This is a genomic window from Bifidobacterium sp. LH_449 (genome assembly GCF_056356755.1).
Genome location: NZ_JBKEUV010000001.1, coordinates 150,090 through 168,568 on the forward strand (window position 1 = coordinate 150,090; position 18,479 = coordinate 168,568).

General features: G+C 62.3%; 16 protein-coding genes and 1 pseudogene. 4 read left to right on the plus strand and 13 right to left on the minus strand.

The window, feature by feature from the left end; translation table 11 throughout:
- Positions 1 to 35 precede the first annotated feature (35 nt).
- From AC1AX7_RS00650 to AC1AX7_RS00680, 7 genes are all read right to left on the minus strand, one after another.
- The gene (locus AC1AX7_RS00650; RefSeq protein ID WP_476508179.1) at positions 36 to 605 is read right to left on the minus strand and encodes a DUF3000 family protein; all 570 of its coding nucleotides are present in this window, start codon (positions 603 to 605) and stop codon (positions 36 to 38) included.
- Positions 606 to 821: 216 nt separating this feature from the next.
- On the minus strand, positions 822 to 1,703 hold the full coding sequence (gene pflA / locus AC1AX7_RS00655; RefSeq protein WP_476508180.1) for a pyruvate formate-lyase-activating protein: 882 nt from the start codon (positions 1,701 to 1,703) through the stop codon (positions 822 to 824).
- 299 nt (positions 1,704 to 2,002) lie between these two features.
- Positions 2,003 to 4,378, minus strand: a complete 2,376-nt coding sequence (pflB, locus tag AC1AX7_RS00660) for a formate C-acetyltransferase (protein ID WP_476508181.1) — start codon at positions 4,376 to 4,378, stop codon at positions 2,003 to 2,005.
- A 194-nt stretch (positions 4,379 to 4,572) separates the two neighbouring features.
- Positions 4,573 to 6,270, minus strand: coding sequence for an NAD+ synthase (locus tag AC1AX7_RS00665; protein WP_476508182.1), 1,698 nt, complete (start codon positions 6,268 to 6,270; stop codon positions 4,573 to 4,575).
- A 111-nt stretch (positions 6,271 to 6,381) separates the two neighbouring features.
- A complete protein-coding gene (locus tag AC1AX7_RS00670) occupies positions 6,382 to 6,981 on the minus strand; it encodes a methionine ABC transporter permease (RefSeq protein ID WP_476508385.1) in 600 nt (199 codons plus the stop codon).
- A gap of 145 nt (positions 6,982 to 7,126) precedes the next feature.
- Complete coding sequence (locus AC1AX7_RS00675) at positions 7,127 to 8,347, minus strand: methionine ABC transporter ATP-binding protein (RefSeq protein ID WP_476508183.1); 1,221 nt, start codon at positions 8,345 to 8,347, stop codon at positions 7,127 to 7,129.
- A gap of 112 nt (positions 8,348 to 8,459) precedes the next feature.
- Positions 8,460 to 9,326, minus strand: a complete 867-nt coding sequence (locus tag AC1AX7_RS00680) for a MetQ/NlpA family ABC transporter substrate-binding protein (protein WP_476508386.1) — start codon at positions 9,324 to 9,326, stop codon at positions 8,460 to 8,462.
- Positions 9,327 to 9,647: 321 nt separating this feature from the next.
- Between AC1AX7_RS00680 and AC1AX7_RS00685 the strand changes: the two genes are divergently transcribed.
- A complete protein-coding gene (locus tag AC1AX7_RS00685; protein ID WP_476508184.1) occupies positions 9,648 to 10,493 on the plus strand; it encodes a Cof-type HAD-IIB family hydrolase in 846 nt (281 codons plus the stop codon).
- Positions 10,494 to 10,719: 226 nt separating this feature from the next.
- On the opposite strand, the gene AC1AX7_RS00690 is transcribed toward AC1AX7_RS00685, so the two are convergent.
- The gene (locus AC1AX7_RS00690) at positions 10,720 to 11,073 is read right to left on the minus strand and encodes a pyroglutamyl-peptidase I family protein (RefSeq protein ID WP_476508185.1); all 354 of its coding nucleotides are present in this window, start codon (positions 11,071 to 11,073) and stop codon (positions 10,720 to 10,722) included.
- Positions 11,074 to 11,431: 358 nt separating this feature from the next.
- On the opposite strand from AC1AX7_RS00690, the gene AC1AX7_RS00695 reads away from it, so the two are divergent.
- The gene (locus AC1AX7_RS00695) at positions 11,432 to 11,968 is read left to right on the plus strand and encodes a peptidylprolyl isomerase (protein ID WP_476508186.1); all 537 of its coding nucleotides are present in this window, start codon (positions 11,432 to 11,434) and stop codon (positions 11,966 to 11,968) included.
- A 126-nt stretch (positions 11,969 to 12,094) separates the two neighbouring features.
- Here AC1AX7_RS00695 and AC1AX7_RS00700 read toward each other — a convergent pair whose 3' ends face one another.
- Positions 12,095 to 12,721 carry a flavodoxin gene (locus AC1AX7_RS00700; RefSeq protein WP_476508187.1) on the minus strand — a complete coding sequence of 209 codons (627 nt, stop codon included), beginning with the start codon at positions 12,719 to 12,721 and terminating at the stop codon, positions 12,095 to 12,097.
- A gap of 109 nt (positions 12,722 to 12,830) precedes the next feature.
- Positions 12,831 to 13,316, minus strand: coding sequence for a MerR family transcriptional regulator (locus AC1AX7_RS00705; protein ID WP_476508188.1), 486 nt, complete (start codon positions 13,314 to 13,316; stop codon positions 12,831 to 12,833).
- Positions 13,317 to 13,458: 142 nt separating this feature from the next.
- Between AC1AX7_RS00705 and AC1AX7_RS00710 the strand changes: the two are divergent.
- Positions 13,459 to 14,318: pseudogene (locus AC1AX7_RS00710) on the plus strand (aldo/keto reductase).
- Positions 14,319 to 14,364: 46 nt separating this feature from the next.
- The gene (locus AC1AX7_RS00715; protein WP_476508189.1) at positions 14,365 to 15,111 is read left to right on the plus strand and encodes a carboxylesterase family protein; all 747 of its coding nucleotides are present in this window, start codon (positions 14,365 to 14,367) and stop codon (positions 15,109 to 15,111) included.
- A gap of 101 nt (positions 15,112 to 15,212) precedes the next feature.
- Here the strand turns inward: AC1AX7_RS00715 and AC1AX7_RS00720 are convergent, their stop codons facing one another.
- From AC1AX7_RS00720 to AC1AX7_RS00730, 3 genes are all read right to left on the minus strand, one after another.
- Positions 15,213 to 17,531, minus strand: a complete 2,319-nt coding sequence (locus AC1AX7_RS00720) for a RelA/SpoT family protein (protein WP_476508190.1) — start codon at positions 17,529 to 17,531, stop codon at positions 15,213 to 15,215.
- Between the two features lie 107 nt (positions 17,532 to 17,638).
- On the minus strand, positions 17,639 to 18,127 hold the full coding sequence (gene dut / locus AC1AX7_RS00725; protein ID WP_476508191.1) for a dUTP diphosphatase: 489 nt from the start codon (positions 18,125 to 18,127) through the stop codon (positions 17,639 to 17,641).
- Positions 18,127 to 18,420 (minus strand): DUF4193 domain-containing protein, encoded by a 294-nt coding sequence (locus AC1AX7_RS00730; protein ID WP_476508192.1) that lies wholly within the window; start codon positions 18,418 to 18,420, stop codon positions 18,127 to 18,129. The genes dut and AC1AX7_RS00730 overlap by 1 nt, the downstream gene beginning before the upstream one ends.
- Positions 18,421 to 18,479 lie beyond the last annotated feature (59 nt).

The following is an 18,479-nucleotide window of genomic DNA, read 5'->3' on the forward strand; positions in this document are numbered from 1 at the left end:
GTACGCCTTCGTGCGGTTCCGCCAGCAGCCTGGGCTCAGCATTCAACGGGATGATCCTCCTCGTGATTCACCGTGGATTTCAGGAAGGACGCCCATGCGGCCACCTGGGCTCCGGCATCGCATTCCTCTTCATCTTCCTCGGCATAGTTTAACGGGGTCCACGACACACGAATCTCGCAGCCCTCATGCGCACTGGCCGAAAAATCCCCGAACGGCGTATTCCTGGTAAGCGTCACCGTTCCCGCCGGCTCCCCTTCGCACACGCCTTCGACGTATTCGAGCATTTTCCTCCAGCATGTCGAGGGAGTCAGGAAGCGGCCGTCATCATCGTTTTTCGGAATCGACGCGAATGCCATGCAACGCCAGCGACGCCCTCCCCGGAAACGCCCGTCGGCGGCATACAGCACGGTCATCCAGCCGGATGCCGCGTAGCGCGGCTCATCCGAATCCTGGGCGACGTCCAACGCAACGGAGATGCCATGGTCCGCGCCCGACACAGGTGCAGGTATCTCCTGATAGGAGACGCCTCGAATATGAGGCATCCGATGCACCGAGCATACGGCATTCCAGAACTCATCCGGCAGGCCGTCAGGGCGTTCGAACATTGGGTCCGGAGCCAACGACGCTGTGGCCCGGACATGTTCGTCCCCCGGCCTCTTTGCCGGAAATACAAATATATCCGCCATGCTCCAAGGCTAAGGCAGCGTCGCGTTTTTTACGGTAGTACACGCGCGGACCGCCGATATAACGCAAACTTCTTCCACATATCGGACATATACGTGGAAGAAGTTTCGCATGCGATATCCGCCGTACGACGTGCGTCAGTACACGACGAAGCCGTGCGATTCGAACTGTTCCTTCACGCGCTTGCGCATTTCGGCGGACGGGCCCTTCTGGTCCTCCAGCGGGTACGGGATGCGCAGCTCGTGCCACTTCGGACGACCGAGCTGGTGGAATCCCAGAACATCGACATGCTCGACGGCGTCGCCGAAGGTCTCGCAGATCTTCGCGACGTTCTCCACATTCTCCTCGGAGCTGGTCAGGCCGGGCACCAGCACGAAACGCACCCAGATCTTCTTGCCGGCCTTCGCCAGGCGCTGGCCGAATTCGATGGTCGGCGCCAGCACGCCGCCCGTCACCTTCGCATAGGTCTGTTCGTCGCCGGATTTGACGTCGAGCAGACACAGGTCGATGTCTTCGATCATCTCATCCGTGTAGTTCTTGTTCAGGAACCCGGAAGTGTCCAGGCACGTGTGCACGCCCATCTCCTTGGCGGCGCGGAATACGCGCGACACGAAGGCCGGCTGCATCATGGATTCGCCTCCCGAGAACGTGATGCCGCCTTTGGTTGCCTTGAACAGGTCGGCGTAGCGTGCGACCTTGTCGATCATCGCCTGCAGGTAGACGGGCTGGCCGTCGCGCATTTTCCAGGTGTCGGGATTCTGGCAGTACTGGCAGCGCAGCGGGCAGCCGCTCATGAAGACGGTCATGCGCGTGCCGGGGCCGTCGACGGAGGTGTTGATATCCCACGAATGGACGAAGCCGATATCGCCCGTCTTGAGCGCGTTGATGCGGTCGCGGCGGTCAAGGCCGATCGGGGATTCGAAACCGGACAGGCCGCCCATCAGCGTCTGGCTGGCGTATTCCTTGGACGCTTTGAGCATGTGGGGTGTCGTCGTGCGGAATTGCCGGATCTCAGACATCGTCGTCCTCCTTGAAGCGAACTGCTCTTGTGATGTAACTGCATTCGACCATAGCAAAACCTGCGGAAGCCCGCGCCGGGACTCGCCCGTCAAAACTGTGATTTGCCTTACCGGTGAGGGGCCTTCGCCGTAAGGCCGCGGGGAACCGAGCAGGAAGATGCACGCGGACGGATGCGAGCGGGCACGGCATCGTCATAAAGGAAACGAGGCGAAAACCTTCATCGGGTTTTCGCCTCGTTCATGTCGCCTACGCCGTCATGCCGTTGTCAACGGCGGTGTTCGACGTTTCGGGCTTCCGGTCAGTCGCAGACAGCGCCCTGATGGAAGGTGCGGGAGATCACGTCGAGCTGCTGCTCCTTGGTGAGCTTGACGAAGTTCACCGCGTAGCCGGAGACGCGCACGGTCAGGTGCGGGTACTTTTCCGGATGCTCGACGGCGTCTTCGAGCTGTTCCTTGCGCAGCACGTTGATGTTGGCGTGATACAGGCCATGGCCGTTGCCGGCGTCCAGGATGCCGACCAGGTTGCCGATACGCTCGTCCTCGTCGCGGCCCAGGCCATCAGGGGTGATGGTGTTGGTCAGCGAGATGCCGTCCAGGGCGTCGTTGTAGTCGATCTTGCCGACGGAGAACATGGACGGCAGCATGCCGTGGGAATCCATGCCGTTCTCCGGGTTCGCGCCCGGAGCGTACGGGGTGCCCTTCTGATGGCCGGACGGGAAGGAACCGGTGTTCTTGCCGTACTCGACGTTGGAGGTGATGGTCAGGATGGACTGGGTCGGAACGGCGCCGCGGTAGACCGGCAGACGCTTGACCTGGCCCATGACGGTGGATACGACCCACTTGGCGATGTCGTCGGCGCGGTCGTCGTCGTTGCCGTACAGCGGGAATTCGCCTTCGGTGCGGTAGCCGACGACCAGATCGTCATCGGCGCCCTCGACGTACTCGTACTCGTGGCCCGGCATATCCTTGGCATCCTTGTTGTAGATCGGATAGACCTTGGCGTACTTGCATGCGGACAGCGAGTCGGCTGCGATGGACAGGCCGGACATGCCGCAACCGAGGGTGCGGTACACTTCCTTGTCGTGCAGGGCCATCTCGATGGACTCGTATGCATACTTATCGTGCATGTAGTGGATGATGTTCAGAGCCTGCACATAGGTCTCGGACAGCCATTCGAGGGCCTTCTCGTAGTTGTTCTTGACCTTCTCGTAGTCCAGGGAGCCGTCGGCTTCCGGAGCGACCGGCTCGATGACGCCCTTATCGATGACCTGCATGCCGGTCATTTCGTCACGGCCGCCGTTGATGGCGTACAGCAGGGCCTTGGCGGAGTTCACGCGAGCGGCGAAGAACTGCATCTGCTTGCCCACGCGCATCGGGGAGACGCAGCATGCGATGGCGGCGTCGTCGCCCCAGTGGGAGCGGATCTCCTTATCGGACTCGTACTGGATGGCCGAGGTGTCGATGGAGATCTTGGCGCAGAAGCGCTTGTAGCCTTCCGGCAGCTTCGGATCCCAGAAGATGGTGATGTTCGGCTCCGGGCCGGGTCCGAGGTGCTCGAGGGTCAGGGTGTTGAGCAGACGGAAGGAGGTCTTGGTGACCAGGGTGCGGCCGTCGTCGCCGAAGCCGGCGTCGGACCAGGTCGCCCAGTACGGGTCGCCGGAGAAGATCGCGTCGTAGTCCTGGGTGCGCAGGAAGCGGACGATGCGCAGCTTCATGACCAGGTTGTCGATGATCTCCTGGGCGTCGGTTTCGGTGATCTTGCCGGCCTTGAGGTCACGCTCGAAGAAGATGTCGAAGAAGGTGGACACGCGACCGAAGGACATTGCGGCGCCATCCTGGCTCTTGATGGAAGCGAGGTAGCCCATGTAGGTCCACTGCACGGCTTCCTGGGCGGTCCGCGCCGGGCGGGACAGATCCAGGCCATATTCGTTGCCGAGGTTGATCAGCTGCTTCAGGGCCTTGATCTGCTCGTCATGCTCTTCACGGAAGCGGATCCAGTGCTCGATCTCCGGCTCGGTGAAGTCGTTGCGGTACGGGACGGAATCCTTGTCGCGCTGCTTGAACTTGATCAGGGCGTTCACGCCGTACAGGGCGACACGACGGTAATCGCCGATGATGCGGCCACGGCCGTAGGCATCCGGCAGACCGGTGAGGATCTTGTTATGACGGGCGACCTTGATGCGCTTGGTGTACACGCCGAAGACGCCGTCGTTGTGGGTCTTGCGGTACTTGGTGAAGATCTTCTTGATTTCCGGATCCGGCTCCTTGCCGGCTTCCTTGATGGCCTGTTCGACCATACGCCAGCCGCCGTTCGGCATCATGGCGCGCTTGCACGGAACATCGGTCTGCAGGCCGACGATCACGTTGTCGACGTCGGCGGAGTCGATGTAGCCGGCCGGGAAGGCGTCGATGCCGGCCGGGGTGTGGGTGTCCACATCGTAGACGCGCTGCTTGCGTTCCACGGCCAGATAGTTGTCGTCCAGATACTGCCACAGGTGCTTGGTCTTGTCGGTAGCGTTGGCGAGGAAGGACTCGTCGCCCTCATACGGGGTGTAGTTCTTCTGGATGAAGTCACGGACATCAATGTCCTTCTGCCAGTCGCCTTCGATGAAGCCGTCCCAAGCCTGAGCGTTCAGCTCTTCCTGAGAGACCGCGGTTGCATCAACTGCTGCCATTGTCCACTCCTTATCGGTGTTTTCCCGACGCATCGTTACGTCGTCGTTGGTTTCCGATTGTAGACGTGGTTTTCTGACAACAAGCTGGAATGCCGTGTGACCTTCATCACACGGCATTCCATACGCGTTTTCAAGCCGCGCCCGCCACGCATCGTTATGGCGTCAGCGCGTCATCGGCGGCATCGTCCAATCCGCTATTCCCGGAAGCTGTTCGTCACCGGCAGACGGCGATCCCGGCCGAACGCCAACGCCGTGACCTTCGGCCCCAAAGGATACTGGCGGCGCTTCCATTCCGCACGGTCCACCAGACGCATCACCGTGTCCACCGTCTGCTCGTCGAAACCGTCGGCCAGCAAGTCGGCGCGCCCATGCGCATGCTCGATGTACGCCGCCAACACCTTGTCAAGAAGCCCGTATTCCGGCAGCGAATCCGAATCCTTCTGTCCGGGGCGCAATTCCGCGCTCGGCGCTTTTTCGATCGAATTGACGGGAATCATCACGCCGTCGGGCAGCGGAATGCCGGTGCCGCCCCGCTCATTGCCGACGATATGCAATCCGCCGATGCCCATGCCGGCGGCGGCGGCGCGGTTGCGCCAGCGCGACAGCTCCCACACGCGGGTCTTCAACAGGTCCTTGATCGGCGCATAGCCGCCGACGGCGTCGCCGTAGATCGTCGAATAGCCGCAGGCCAGCTCCGACTTGTTGCCGGTGGCGACTGCCAGCAGGCCCTTCGAATTCGAATAGGCCATCACGATCACGCCGCGAATGCGCGCCTGCAGATTCTCCGCGGCCACGCCGTCCAGCGTCAGCTGATCCTGGAAGGCCGCGAACAACGGCTCGATCGGCTGCACATCATAGTGGGCGCCGATGTTGGCGGCCAGGTCGGCGGCGTCGTCCTTCGACCCGTCCGACGAATACATGCTCGGCATCGAAATGCCGTACACGTTCCCGCCGCCGCAGGCGTCGGCCGCCATCGCCGCGACAAGCGCGGAATCGATCCCGCCGGACAGGCCGAGGCATACGCCGCGGAAACGGTTCTTGGCCATGTAGTCCTTCAGGCCGAGCACGCAGGCGGTGTACACCTCCTCGTCCGGATCCAGCTCCGGCTCGACATGCCCGACCCGCTGCGACGGGGCGGTCGTGTCGAAGTCGAAGTATTCCAACGATTCCATGAACATCGGCGAGCGTTCCAGCAATGTGCCGTCACGGTCGACGACGAAGCTGCCGCCGTCGAAGACCAGATCGTCCTGGCCGCCGACCTGATTGACATAGATCAGCGGCGCGTCCACTTCGGCGGCGCGACGCACGGCGAGCTCCCGGCGCACGCCGGTTTTGCCCTCCTCATACGGCGAGCCGTTCATCGTGGCCAACACGTCGATGCCTCTATCGGCGAGTTCGGCGACCGGGCCGCCGTCCTGCCAGATGTCCTCGCAGATCGCCACGCCGACACGCACGCCGTCCACGTCGAGGATCATCGGGCGATCGCCGGAGGAGAAGATGCGGAATTCGTCGAACACACCGTAATTGGGCAGGAAATGCTTGTCGTAGCCGGACCGGACCACGCCCTCGTGCAGTACGACCAGTCGGTTGCGCGGGCGCCCGTCGGCACGATCGGTGCCGATGGTGCCGACCAGCACGTACAGGCCGCCGAGCCCTTCGTCGGCGAGCTGCGCGGCCAAGTCGTCGGACTTCCGCCATGCGGCCTTGCGGAATGTGCCGCGCAGAGCCAGGTCTTCGATCGGATAACCGGTCAGCGTCATTTCCGGGAAGATGACGACCTGGGCGCCGTCTTCGGCGGCGGCATGCGAGAAGCGCATGACCTTGTCGGCATTCGCGTCAAGCGCGCCGACGCAGGTATCGATTTGTGCGAGTGCGAAACGAATCTGAGTCATGGCTTCAATCTAGCACCGATTCGCATCGGCCAACGCATCCGGCTTTGCGGGGGTATCGGATTGACCGCCGTGTCGGCTTCACCGGCACGCCGGGTCGCCGGCGCGATGGGTTCAGCGATGCGGCAGACGTGCGGCGATCACATTGGCGAGCGCCTGCACCGCCTGCACGAGCACGATCATGATGGCCACGGCCGCCCATGTCACGACGGGATCGAACTTCTGATAACCGTAGGCGATGGCGAAATTGCCCAATCCGCCGCCGCCGATGTAGCCGGCCATCGCCGACATGTCGAGCACACCGACGAACAGGAACGCGTAGGCGAGGATCAGCGAGCCCAACGCTTCGGGGATCAGCACGGTGCGGATGATCGTCAGGCGCGAGGCGCCCATCGCGCGTGCCGCTTCGATCATGCCGGGGTCGACCGGCACCAGATTCTGTTCGACCAGTCGTGCGGTGGCGACCGTGCACATCAGGCTCATCGGGAAGATCGCGGCGGTGGTGCCGATGGACGTGCCGGTCACGGCGATGGTCACCGGCTGCATCGCGGCGAGGAAAATGATGAACGGCACCGGGCGGATGATGTTGATCAGCACGTCGAGAATACGGTAGACCACCGCGTTGGCGAAGAGGTTGCCGGGGCGTGTGCCGTACAGGACGATGCCGAGAACGAGTCCCAGCACGCCGCCCACCAGCAGTGTGGTCGCCACCATACGCAGCGTCTGCCCGACCGATTCGACCAGCAGCGGGCCGAGCACGGTCCAATCGCCTTGCAGCGTCAACGCCTGAGCCGCGCCGCCGGCAGCGGCGGCGGCCAAAGTAATCGTCGTCGTCATTGTCGTTCCCGTCTATCCCGTCCTAATTTAATTCGACGCCTGTATCGGCGTCGCCCGTCGTATCGTCTTCCGTGGTATCGGCGCCGGCCGCCACGGCGGCGTTCGCCACCGCCTGCATATACGGCACCGGTTCGTCCGCCGTTCCGAAATCGACGATGTCGCTGTGTTCGGCGAGTTCGCGCAGGAATGCGTCCACCTGCGGCTTCGGACCGGGGAATTCGTAGGTGATCGCGCCGACCGCGGAGCCTTTGACGGTGTCGATGCCGCCGTACAGCAGGCTGCTGGCGATATGGTGCTTGGCGATCAGTTCGGAAATGTTCTGCCCCGAAGTGCCGATGACGTGGGAGCCGGCGGCCCGCGCGCCGCCGTTTTCGCCGTCGCCGGCTCCCCCGATGGCCTGCTGGCGCACCAGCACGGTCACGATGCGCCCCTTCCACTGCTCATGCAAGGTTTCGACGCGCTCCTCCTCCGGCACGCCGTGCAGGGCGGCGCCGACGAAACGCTTCGTCACCTCATGCCGGGGCGCCGCGAACACGTCGTACGCGTCGCCCGTTTCGATGACGCGGCCGTCGCTCATGACGGCGATGCGATCGGCGAACCGCTGCACGACCTCCATCTGATGCGTGATCAGCACGATGGTGACGCCGAAATGCCGGTTCACCTGCTGCAGCAGGGTCAGGATCTCCGTGGTGGTCTGCGGGTCGAGCGCGCTGGTCGCCTCGTCGGCAAGCAGGATCTTCGGACTGGTCGCGAGCGCGCGGGCGATGCCGACACGTTGCTTCTGCCCGCCGGAAAGCTGGCTGGGGTATTTGTCGGCGTGGTCGCGCAGCCCCACGAAGTCGAGCAGTTCGCCGACACGCCGCTCCTGGAAGTCCTTGCGCCAATGGTCGAGCCGCATCGGATAGGCGACGTTCTGCGCCACGGTTTTGGAGGAGAACAGGTTGAACTGCTGGAAGATCATGCCGATATCGCGTCGGATGGGGCGCAGTTTCGCTTCGCCCAACGAGCTCACTTCGGTGCCGAGCACGCGCACGCTGCCCGACGTGGGCCTCTCGAGCGCGTTGATCATGCGCACCAGCGTGGATTTGCCGGCGCCGGAGTGGCCGATGATGCCGAAGATCTCGCCTTCGTCGATCGTGAGGCTCACGTCGTCGACGGCATATGCCGGCCCGCCGCCGCGCCTGTTCTTCCGATATTGTTTGCTGACATGGTCGAAGACGATGATGGGATTGTTGTCTGTCATGTTGTCCGTTCGTTCTGGCTGCTGTGAGGATCGTTCCGGAAACCGGTTATCGGAAAGCCGTCGCGCGCGTTCGCGGCGTCGGCCGCTTCGAAGGTCGCGAAGCGCGCCTGTTTCATTCGCGCATGCCGCCTTCGATGTCCGACAGGTAATCCTGCAGCTGGCCTGCGGTGAAATCTGTCGCGAGCACGGCGGTGCCGGCGAATTGCTCCTGCAATTTGTCCAGCACCGGCTGCGTCTGATACAGGGATACCAGCCGCCGGTACAGGTCGTTGTCGGCATCCGCCTTGCGTGTGACGAAAACATTGATGTACGGCCTCGCCTCTTCGGATTCGGCGTCGTCCTTGTATATGGCGTCATCGGGATCGATGCCGGCATCCGCGATGTAGTCGTTGTTGATGACGCCCGCCGCGATTTGGGGATCCTTCAAGGCGTTGGCGACCTGTTCCGCCTTCAGCGCCACCACTTTGACCTTCGACGCCGCTTCGTCGATATCCTGCGGGGTGACGAAAGGCGTCCATTCGTCCTTCATCGTAACCAGTCCTGCGGCGTTGAGCACGCCGATGGCGCGCGCCTGATTGGTTTCATCGTTGGGGATGGCGACGGTCCGCCCGTATTCGATCGAGCCGATGTCGCCGTATTGTTCGCTGTATACGCCCATCGGATAGATGGCGGTCGCTCCGATCGGCTGCAGATCCTGGTCGTTTTTCACGTTGTAGTCCGCAAGGTAGAGCAGATGCTGGAATTGGTTGAGGTCCAGCTCGCCGGTCGCGACGGCCGGGTTTTCGGACGTGTAATCCTGAAAATCGATGATGTCGACATGGATGCCGTTGTTTTCGGCGATCTTCTTGAACTCCACCCAATGCGGGTCGGTCGCCCCGACGACGCCGATTTTCACCGGATTCGCCGCGCTGCCTTTTACGGCCGCATCCGCGTCCGGCAGCAGTCGCAGTCCGATGATGGAAGCGGCGACGAGCGCCATGGCCATGACCGCGATGACGATGTTGCGTGCGGTATGGTTGACGCGCACCGGTTCCAGATCGTAATCGAACAGTTTCGGATTAGGCTTTTCCATGATGTCGGCTCTCCTGCCATCGTCGTGTGACAAGCGCAATGTTGCTGCGCCGGCGGCGCCTGCACCACGATACGGGAACGGATCGGCAATATCCAGCCCGGACGGGCGTTTGATTATCGACGTTGCTTATAGCCTGCGATCAACATCGCCTTCCGTATCGCCCGCGCCATCGAAAGGATGCGGCCCGACCGTGGTCGCGCCGGCCGGCCGTGGCGTTATAGTGGCGATATGACTACACCCATGACCACGTCATCAACGGCCGCGCGGACTGCGGCCACGCCGGACATCAAGGCCGCGTTTTTCGACATCGACGGCACGCTGACCAGCTTCACCACGCATGCCGTCCCCCAGTCCACCGTCGACGCCTTGCATCAGCTGCAGGCCGAAGGCGTCAAGGTGTTCATCTGCACCGGACGCGCCCCGAAATACATGGGCGTGGTATTGGACACCATTCCCGTGCATTTCGACGGCGTCGTCGGATTGAACGGCCAATGCTGCTTCGACGACGGCGGCTATTTCGAAGAGCATGCCATGCTCAAGGAGGATGTGCGCACGCTGCTCGACTGGTGCGACGACCATCCGGATGTCGTGGTGAACTTCTGCGAAGAGGATCACGTGTACTTCAATCATGTGGATGAGGGTCTGCGCGACACCTGGAAGAAGCTGGGCAAAACCGCCCCGAAGGTGGAGATCGACGATCCGCGCGAACGTCTCGACGACCACGAGTTCTTCCAGATCAGCCCCTATGTGACGCCGGAGGTCGAAGCGCGGATCGTCGCGTTGTGCAAGAACGTCAAGGGAGTGCGCTGGCATCCCGACTTCACCGATCTGATTCCCGCAGACGGCGGCAAGCCGGAGGGCATCAAGCGTTTCATGAAGCGTTACGGTTGGACCGCCGATCAGGTCATCGCCTTCGGTGACGGCGGCAACGATGCGGATATGCTCGCCTTCGCCGGCATCGGCGTGGCCATGGGCAACGCCACCGAACCGGCGAAGGCCGCGGCCGACTACATCACCGACGACGTCGACCATGACGGCATCCTGAACGCCCTCAGGCATTTCAACGTGCTGTAAGGGCTTAAGCCGCCCCTCCCCTGCGGCCTCTCACCCGCCGCCGTGGCTGTCGTCACAGCTGCGGCCGGCCCTTTGACGCTTTTGACCGCAACACGCCGAAGACTGCGGTCAAAAGCGTCAAAGAAAAGCAGGCGCAAGGATGGAAAAGCCTGTGCCCGTAAGGATCAGTTGGCGGCGCCCACGCCGAAGGCGATTCCCCGTCACGCCAGCCGGACGCCGATATGGTTCAGCGCGTCCGCCCCATCGCCGTGTCCGGATCGACGTCGCCGCGCACGGCCGCTTCGATCGCGTATTCCAACGACTTCGCGATATCCGCCAGCGACATGGACGGCGTGCCTTCCGGCTTGTCGACGACCTGGCCCGTGGCGTACGGCACATGCATGAATCCGCCGCGGATGCCGGGGAATCTGCGGTCGATCAGATACAGCAGGTGGTACATGATGCTGTTGCATACGAACGTGCCTGCGGTATACGACACGGAAGCCGGCAGACCATGCCCGCGCACGTTCGCCACCATCGCCTTGACCGGGACGGAGGCGAAATACGCGACGTCGCCGTCCTGACGAAGCGGCGTATCCAACGGCTGTTCGCCGTCGTTGTCGGGAATCCGGGCTTCGGCCAGATTTTGATGGCGACCTTCTCGACGGTCAACGCGCTGCGGCCGACGGCCGCAGGATCCGCCCCGTATGCCAGGACGAACGGGGCGCCGATGCCGACAAGCACCAGATAATCCATGACATCCCTTCCTCTCTGCTTGTTCCGATGTCGGCGGATGCCCATGCCGTTCCGCAACCGCGCCACCGGACGGTCCGGCGGCGCGGTTGCGAACATATGGAGCCCGCATCACGACGACCATCACCATGCACGCTTGCCGAAACCGGCGCCGCGAAGGCCCGGCATCCGCGCGTGGTCCCGCGCCTGTGGGAAAATCGGACGTCATGACCACAGTTATCATGCATACTTCCGAAGGCGACATCAAGATCGACCTGTTCGACGAGCAGGCCCCGGTGACCGTGAAGAACTTCCTTGGCCTGGCCACGGGCGACAAGGAATGGACCGATCCGATGACCGGCCAGCCGTCCCACGAACCGTTCTATGACGGTTTGACCTTCCACCGCATCATCAAGGACTTCATGATCCAGGGTGGTTGCCCGCTGGGCACCGGCACCGGCGGCCCGGGCTATGATTTCGACGACGAGATCGTTCCCGAACTGACCTTCGACCGCCCGTATCTGCTCGCCATGGCGAACGCCGGCCTGCGCCGCGGCATCGACGGCAGGATTCACGGCACCAACGGATCCCAGTTCTTCATCACAACCGTGCCGACGGGATGGCTCAACGGCCATCATACGATTTTCGGCGAGGTCGCGGACGACGAGTCCAAGGCCGTGGTCGACAAGCTGGAAGCGTTGCCGACCGACCGTTCCGACCGACCGATGGAGCCGGCAGGCATCATCTCCGTCGAAGTGCTGTAGCCCGAAGGCGCGCCGGCACCGTCGACGTCGGCGGCGCCGGCGTCCGAAACTGAACGAAATGGGGGTGGGAACGTACTGGACGTTCCCACCCCCATTCGCATATGTCTCCGCCCGTGCGGGTTCGGACTACAGATTCAGCGATTCGATCCAGTCACGGACATCATCGTCGGACGCGGAAGAGCTGAAGCGCTGCCCCTCCTGCCAATCGCCGGTTCCGGCGAGCTCCTCCAGGTTCGTCGCGCTGTCGCCCAGGCCCGAGCTTAACGAGGTGCAGAACGGGATCACCGTCTTGCCGGTGAAGTCATTGGCCTTGACGAATGAGTCGACCGGCCAGGCCTCCACGCCCCACCAAATCGGATAGCCGAGGAACACCGTCGTATAGGAGTCCCAATTCGGAACCTCCGTAGTCGTCAGCGGAACATCACGCCCGTCGGGATTATCATGCTCGCGCGAGATCCGGCTGTCGGGGTCGTTCCAGTTCAGGTCCTCGTCCGTATAAGGCTCGGCGGGCTCGATGGCGAAGACATCGGCCCCTGTCGCTTCGACGATGGCGTCGGCCACGTTTTCGGTATGTCCCTGCGCGGAATAGTAGACGACCAACGTGTCGCCGCCGCGTGCGGCATCGTCCGTGGCGGCCGCCCCGGAATCCGGGGCCGGCGCGTCATTCGTATCCTGCGGCTGCCCCCCGCCGCCGCATGCCGTCAGGCCAGCGAGAAGCAGTATGCTGATGGCGCTTGTGAGGGAACGTTTCATGGCGGTCATCCTTTCATCATCATTCGACCGATGATATCACCATAAAATCCGGTAGTCGTTACCGGTCAAATCGGAGGACCGCCCCTGTCGCAGCGCTCCATATTCGCCGTCACACGGCCGTCGAGGTCAGGATGCGCTCCGAGGGGATGTCAGGCCCGTCAAAGGGGGACAGCTCCCCCGGCAGCGGCTTCGCCGGCCCGTCATCGTCGGTCAGATTGCTGAAGTACGCATATCGTCCTTCAAGTACGCCATCGTAGTAATCCTGTTTCATGTCGATGTAATCGATGCTGCGCTGGATCTGCGCCATCTGCTCAAGCAAGGCCTTGCGCCGCGCGGCCAGGATCTCCTTGCGCACGGGAATCGTGGAGTCCCCCTGCAGACACAGGTCCAGGTACTCCTTCATCTCGTCGAGGCTCATGCCGCAGGCGCGCAGGCAATTCACGCTATTGATCCAGGCGATGTTCTTATCGCTGAACACACGGCGGTTGTTGGCGTCGCGGTGCACGTTCGGCACCAGACCCTTCTTGCAATAGAACTTCAGCGTCTCATAGCTCATGTTCACTGATTCGCATGTTTCCTTCATCGAGTGATACATGGTTCCCCTTCGGCCTGTCCAAACGGCATGTGCGTCGGCGACGGTGACACGACACACTTTTCCGTCAGAATAACTTGACCGGTATCAACTACCGGTTTATAGCATCAACGAATATCATACAAGCATTCAACAAGGAGATGAAATGCGAACACTGACATTGTCCAACGGCGTGGAAATCCCCCAGCTGGGATTCGGTGTATACCAGATCCCGCCGGAGACCACCGCACAGGCCGTATGCGACGCCATCGAAACCGGCTACCGCCATATCGACACCGCACAGTCCTACATGAACGAGGAAGGCGTCGGGGAAGGCGTGCGCCGCAGCGGCATCGACCGCAAGGACCTGTTCATCACCTCGAAGGTATGGGTGGAGCATTACGGCTACGAAAACACCAAGGCTTCCATCGAACGCTCGTTGGACAAGCTCGGCACCGACTACACGACCTGATGCTGCTGCACCAGCCGTTCGCCGACCACTACGGGGCATGGCGGGCGCTTGAAGAGGCCTACCGCGACGGCAAGCTGCGCGCCATCGGCGTAAGCAACTTCAACCCGGGACGCCTCGCCGACATCGCCGCCTTCAACGACGTCGCCCCGATGGTCAACCAGGTCGAGACCAATCCGTTCCACCAGCAGGTCTTCGCGCACGACACCATGACGGAGCGCCATGTCGTGCATGAGGCGTGGGCCCCGTTCGGCGAGGGACGCAACGGCATGTTCACCAATCCGGTGCTCGCGCGCATCGGGGAGAAGCACGGCAAGTCCGTGGCGCAGATCGTGCTGCGTTGGCTGATGCAGCGTGACGTCGTGGCGCTGGCCAAGTCCACGCACAAGGAGAGCATGGCTGAAAACATCGACATCTTCGACTTCGAGCTCGATGACGCCGATATGGCCGACATCGCCGGACTCGACGGCCAGGCCAGCCTGTTCTTCGACCATGACGCGCCGCAGACCGTCGACATGTTCGTCAATCTGCTCGCCGCGCGCCACGGCAAGGCCTGACCGACGCCTCGTCGACCCGACAGACAGCACAGCACAAGGAACTTCAATGGGCATCCGAAAACCACGCGCCAAAAAGGCGGCCATCGTCATCACTGCCATCATCGCGGTCCTGGCACTCGTCGGCACCGTCGGGTACGTCGTATACAGGAACACGTTCCCCGCGGCGCCGGCGTTCCGGAGCCTGACCCCCTCCTCGGACGCCGTCGTCGAAACGGACGCGGGCGCGATCCGGGGAACGCTCGATGACGGTACATACCGTTATCTCGGCGTTCCCTACGCCCAAGCCACCAGACGCTTCATGCCCGCCGAAGAGGCGTCCCCATGGGACGGCGTGCCGGACGCCGTCGACTACGGGCCGATTTCGCCGCAGGCTTCACAATCCAACGCCAATGCCGACAACGACTGCCAGAATCTGAATATCCGGACCCAAGGCATCAACGACGACGGAAAGCGCCCGGTGATGGTCTGGCTGCACGGCGGCGGATTCTCCACCGGTTCCGGCAACGAGCAGATGTACAACGGCGAAAGCCTCAGCAGAAGCGGGAACGTCGTCGTGGTGACGGTCAACCACCGACTCAACCTGTTCGGACATCTGGACCTATCCGCATACGGCGATGAATACAGGGATTCCGCGAACGTCGGCATCACCGACATCGTGGCCGCCCTGCGATGGATCCGCGACAACATCGGACAGTTCGGCGGCGCGACGATGATACTGGACACGAACAGCATGCTCGTCCACAACCATGACACGACGCTGATGAACCTTCTCGATCCGGAATACCGCTGGTGACGGGGAGGGGGACGCCTCTCCCCTAAGCGTCTCTTATCAGGATGCCGGACGGCCTTCAGGCCGTCCGGCATCCTTGCCGTTCATGCGAACGCGCCGGCACGTCACATCTTGCGCAGACGCGGCTCCGCGGAATCCTTAGCACCGGTGATACGGTAGACGTCGAAGACGCCGTCGATCTTGCGCACCGCGGCCAGCAGACGGTTCAGATGCTGCGGGTCGGCCATTTCAAAACTGAACTGGCTGGTTGCGACGCGATCGCTGCCGGTGGAGATGTTGCCGGAAATGATGTTGACGCCATGGTCGGAAAGCACCCGGGTCACATCGCTCAGCAGATGCGGGCGGTCCAGCGCCTCGACTTGCACCTTGACCATGAACAGGCCCTTCGTGCTGGTCCACTGCACGTCGACCACACGTTCGGGCTGGCGCTTCTGAAGATCGATCATATTCTGGCAGTCGGCACGATGCACGGGCACGCCCTGGTTGCGCGTGATGAAGCCGATGATGTCATCGCCCGGCACCGGCATGCAGCAACGTGCCAGCTTCACCCAGATGTCGCCGACGCCCTGGACGGAAATGCCCAGCGCATTGGTGGTCTTCGGCCGTTCAGGCGTGCGCAGCGGCAGCACCTCCTGCTCGACCTCTTCATTGACCTCATCACCGCCGGCATCCTTGACCAGATGCGCGATGACGTTCTGCGTGGAGATCTGGCCGTCGCCGATGGCGGAGAACAGGTTATCGACCGAAGAGCGGTTCAGTTCGTCGGCGACGCCGATCAGCGCTTCGGTCGTCAGCAGCGCGCTCACCGGCAGATTGCGCTTGCGCATGGCTCGGGTCAGCTCATCGCGGCCCTCTTCGATGGATTCGCTGCGGCGCTCCTTCGTGAACCATTGGCGGATCTTATTGCGGGCCTTCGGGCTTTTCGCAAAGCTCAGCCAATCGCGTGACGGGCCGGCGTTGTCGGATTTCGAGGTCAGGATCTCAACGGTGTCGCCGTTGTCCAGCGTGGTGTCCAACGGCACAAGCCTGCCGTTGACGCGGGCACCCATCGTGCGGTGGCCGACTTCGGTGTGCACCGAATAGGCGAAGTCGACCGGCGTCGCCTTCGCCGGCAATGAGACGATCTTGCCCTTGGGCGTGAAGACGTACACTTCCGCTGAGCCCAGATCCTCTTTCAAGGAACCGAGGAATTCGTTCGAATCCGGCGTCTCCGACGTCCAATCGGCCAACTGCTGGATCCACTTGAGGTTGTCGGCCTCGCCCAGTCCCTGATTCTCGTCGCGCACGCGATCCGACTTGTCCGGCGTGCTCAGCGCACGGCCGGCCTGGCCGTTCGCCTTGTACTTCCAATGCGCGGCGATGCCGAATTCGGCACGACGATGCATGTCCCAGGTACGGATCTGGATTTCGACCGGCTTGCCGCCAGGCCCCACCACCGTGGTGTGCAGGCTCTGATACATGTTGAGCTTGGGCATGGCGATGTAATCCTTGAAACGGCCCGGCACCGGGCTCCAACGCGCATGCACCGCGCCAAGCGCCGCATAGCAGTCCTGAATCGTATCGACGATGATGCGCACGCCGACCAGATCGTAGATGTCCGAAAACTCATGTCCGCGGACGATCATCTTCTGGTAGATGGAGAAATAATCCTTCGGACGGCCCGTCACGTACGCCTTGATGTTCTGATTTTCCAGATCCTCGTTGAGCTCGGCCAGAATCTGCTTCAGATACACGTCGCGCTGTCCGGCGCGGCGGGACACCAATACGACGATCTCGTTGTAGATCTTCGGATACAGCACCTTGAAGCTGAGCTCCTCAAGCTCGGTTTTGATGGCGTTCATGCCAAGACGATTCGCCAGCGGCGCATACACGTCCAGCGTTTCGCGAGCCTTCTTCTGGGCGCTCGACGGCTTCACATAACGCCAGGTGCGGGCATTATGCACACGGTCGGCAAGCTTGACGACCAGCACGCGCACATCGCGGCTCATCGCCACGACCATTTTGCGGATGGTCTCGGCCTGCGCGGAATCGCCGTATTCCATCTTGCTCAGCTTGGTCACGCCGTCGACCAGACCGGTGACGGTATCGCCGAATTCCGCACGGCACTGGTCAAGCGTGTAATCGGTGTCCTCGACCGTGTCGTGCAGCAGGCCTGCGGCCACGACGACGGGGCCCATGCCCAAATCGGCGAGGATCTGCGCCACCGCCAACGGATGGATGATGTACGGCTCGCCGGATTTACGGCGCTGGGCGCTATGCTGCTCGACCGCGCGTTCGTAGGCGCGATCCAGAATGCCCATGTCTTCGCCCGGATGGTGGTATTCGCACATGCGCATGATGGGCTCGAGAGGGTCAAGCAGATTCGAGCTGATCTCACATCCCAACATGTGAGCCGAATTGACTTCGTCTTCCGCTTCGGTCATAACCATCGCCTCCCTCACGTACTGCGTTTCCAATCCTACCCATGCATGGCATCATCGCCATGCATGCCCGCGCGTTTCCTTTCAGCCGACACCGCGATCGGCTTCCGTCAGCCGTTCACGCCGCCGCCGACTCCTGTCGAACCGAATCCGCGCTCCGCGCGATCGGATCCCGGCAACGTCTCGGCCGGAATGAAGCGGGCCTCAGCGTAACGCTGGATCACCAGCTGCGCGATGCGATCGCCCGGATGGAACGTCACCGTATGCTCGGGATCGAGATTGATCAGAGGCACCTTGATTTCGCCGCGGTATCCGGCGTCCACGGTTCCCGGGGCGTTCAGCACGGTAACGCCTTGTCTGACCGCAAGACCGGAACGAGGATGCACCAATGCGACGTACCCCGCCGGTAACGCGATCGCCACGCCGGTCGGCGCCAGCGCCCGCTGGAACGGCTTGAGCGTCACCTCCTCGGTGGTGATCAGATCCGCACCGGCATCGCCCGCATGAGCGTAGAACAGCTCGGCCGGATAATCCGGGTCCACGGACTTGACGAGAACCTCGATGGTTTCCGGTTCGTTGTACGCCACATCAACCGTCATCAGGCGGCACACTCCTCACACACCGGCTGGCCGTCGTCGGTCGTGTAGGCGAGCTGGCTGCGATGCTTGACCAGGAAGCATTCGGAGCAGATGAATTCGTCACCCTGCATCGGAATGACGGTCACCGAAGCGTCTTCATTGCTCAGATCGGCGCCCGGCAGCTCATAGTCTTCCGCAATGGCGTTCTCATCGTCATCCATATCGTTGGAGGAGTTCTGCGAACTCTTGCCGAGGGCCTGCAGCGACTCCTCGTCCTCATCCTTGTTGCGGGGAGAATCGTAGTCCTGTGCCATGTGAAGTCCTTTCTCATCGTCAAGGCCATCGATACGGCCTTATGCGCCATAGAATACAT

What these genes read in the sequence shown, in the direction of transcription:
- AC1AX7_RS00695 (WP_476508186.1), top strand. Translation starts at nt 11,432, where the DNA reads ATGACCACAGTTATCATGCATACTTCCGAAGGCGACATCAAGATCGAC.
- pflA (WP_476508180.1), bottom strand. Translation starts at nt 1,703, where the DNA reads ATGTCTGAGATCCGGCAATTCCGCACGACGACACCCCACATGCTCAAA.
- dut (WP_476508191.1), bottom strand. Translation starts at nt 18,127, where the DNA reads ATGACGGTTGATGTGGCGTACAACGAACCGGAAACCATCGAGGTTCTC.
- AC1AX7_RS00700 (WP_476508187.1), bottom strand. Translation starts at nt 12,721, where the DNA reads ATGAAACGTTCCCTCACAAGCGCCATCAGCATACTGCTTCTCGCTGGC.
- AC1AX7_RS00665 (WP_476508182.1), bottom strand. Translation starts at nt 6,270, where the DNA reads ATGACTCAGATTCGTTTCGCACTCGCACAAATCGATACCTGCGTCGGC.
- AC1AX7_RS00675 (WP_476508183.1), bottom strand. Translation starts at nt 8,347, where the DNA reads ATGACAGACAACAATCCCATCATCGTCTTCGACCATGTCAGCAAACAA.
- AC1AX7_RS00685 (WP_476508184.1), top strand. Translation starts at nt 9,648, where the DNA reads ATGACTACACCCATGACCACGTCATCAACGGCCGCGCGGACTGCGGCC.
- AC1AX7_RS00730 (WP_476508192.1), bottom strand. Translation starts at nt 18,420, where the DNA reads ATGGCACAGGACTACGATTCTCCCCGCAACAAGGATGAGGACGAGGAG.
- AC1AX7_RS00680 (WP_476508386.1), bottom strand. Translation starts at nt 9,326, where the DNA reads ATGGCGCTCGTCGCCGCTTCCATCATCGGACTGCGACTGCTGCCGGAC.
- AC1AX7_RS00650 (WP_476508179.1), bottom strand. Translation starts at nt 605, where the DNA reads ATGTTCGAACGCCCTGACGGCCTGCCGGATGAGTTCTGGAATGCCGTA.
- AC1AX7_RS00705 (WP_476508188.1), bottom strand. Translation starts at nt 13,316, where the DNA reads ATGTATCACTCGATGAAGGAAACATGCGAATCAGTGAACATGAGCTAT.
- AC1AX7_RS00715 (WP_476508189.1), top strand. Translation starts at nt 14,365, where the DNA reads ATGGGCATCCGAAAACCACGCGCCAAAAAGGCGGCCATCGTCATCACT.
- AC1AX7_RS00720 (WP_476508190.1), bottom strand. Translation starts at nt 17,531, where the DNA reads ATGACCGAAGCGGAAGACGAAGTCAATTCGGCTCACATGTTGGGATGT.
- AC1AX7_RS00670 (WP_476508385.1), bottom strand. Translation starts at nt 6,981, where the DNA reads ATGGTGGCGACCACACTGCTGGTGGGCGGCGTGCTGGGACTCGTTCTC.
- pflB (WP_476508181.1), bottom strand. Translation starts at nt 4,378, where the DNA reads ATGGCAGCAGTTGATGCAACCGCGGTCTCTCAGGAAGAGCTGAACGCT.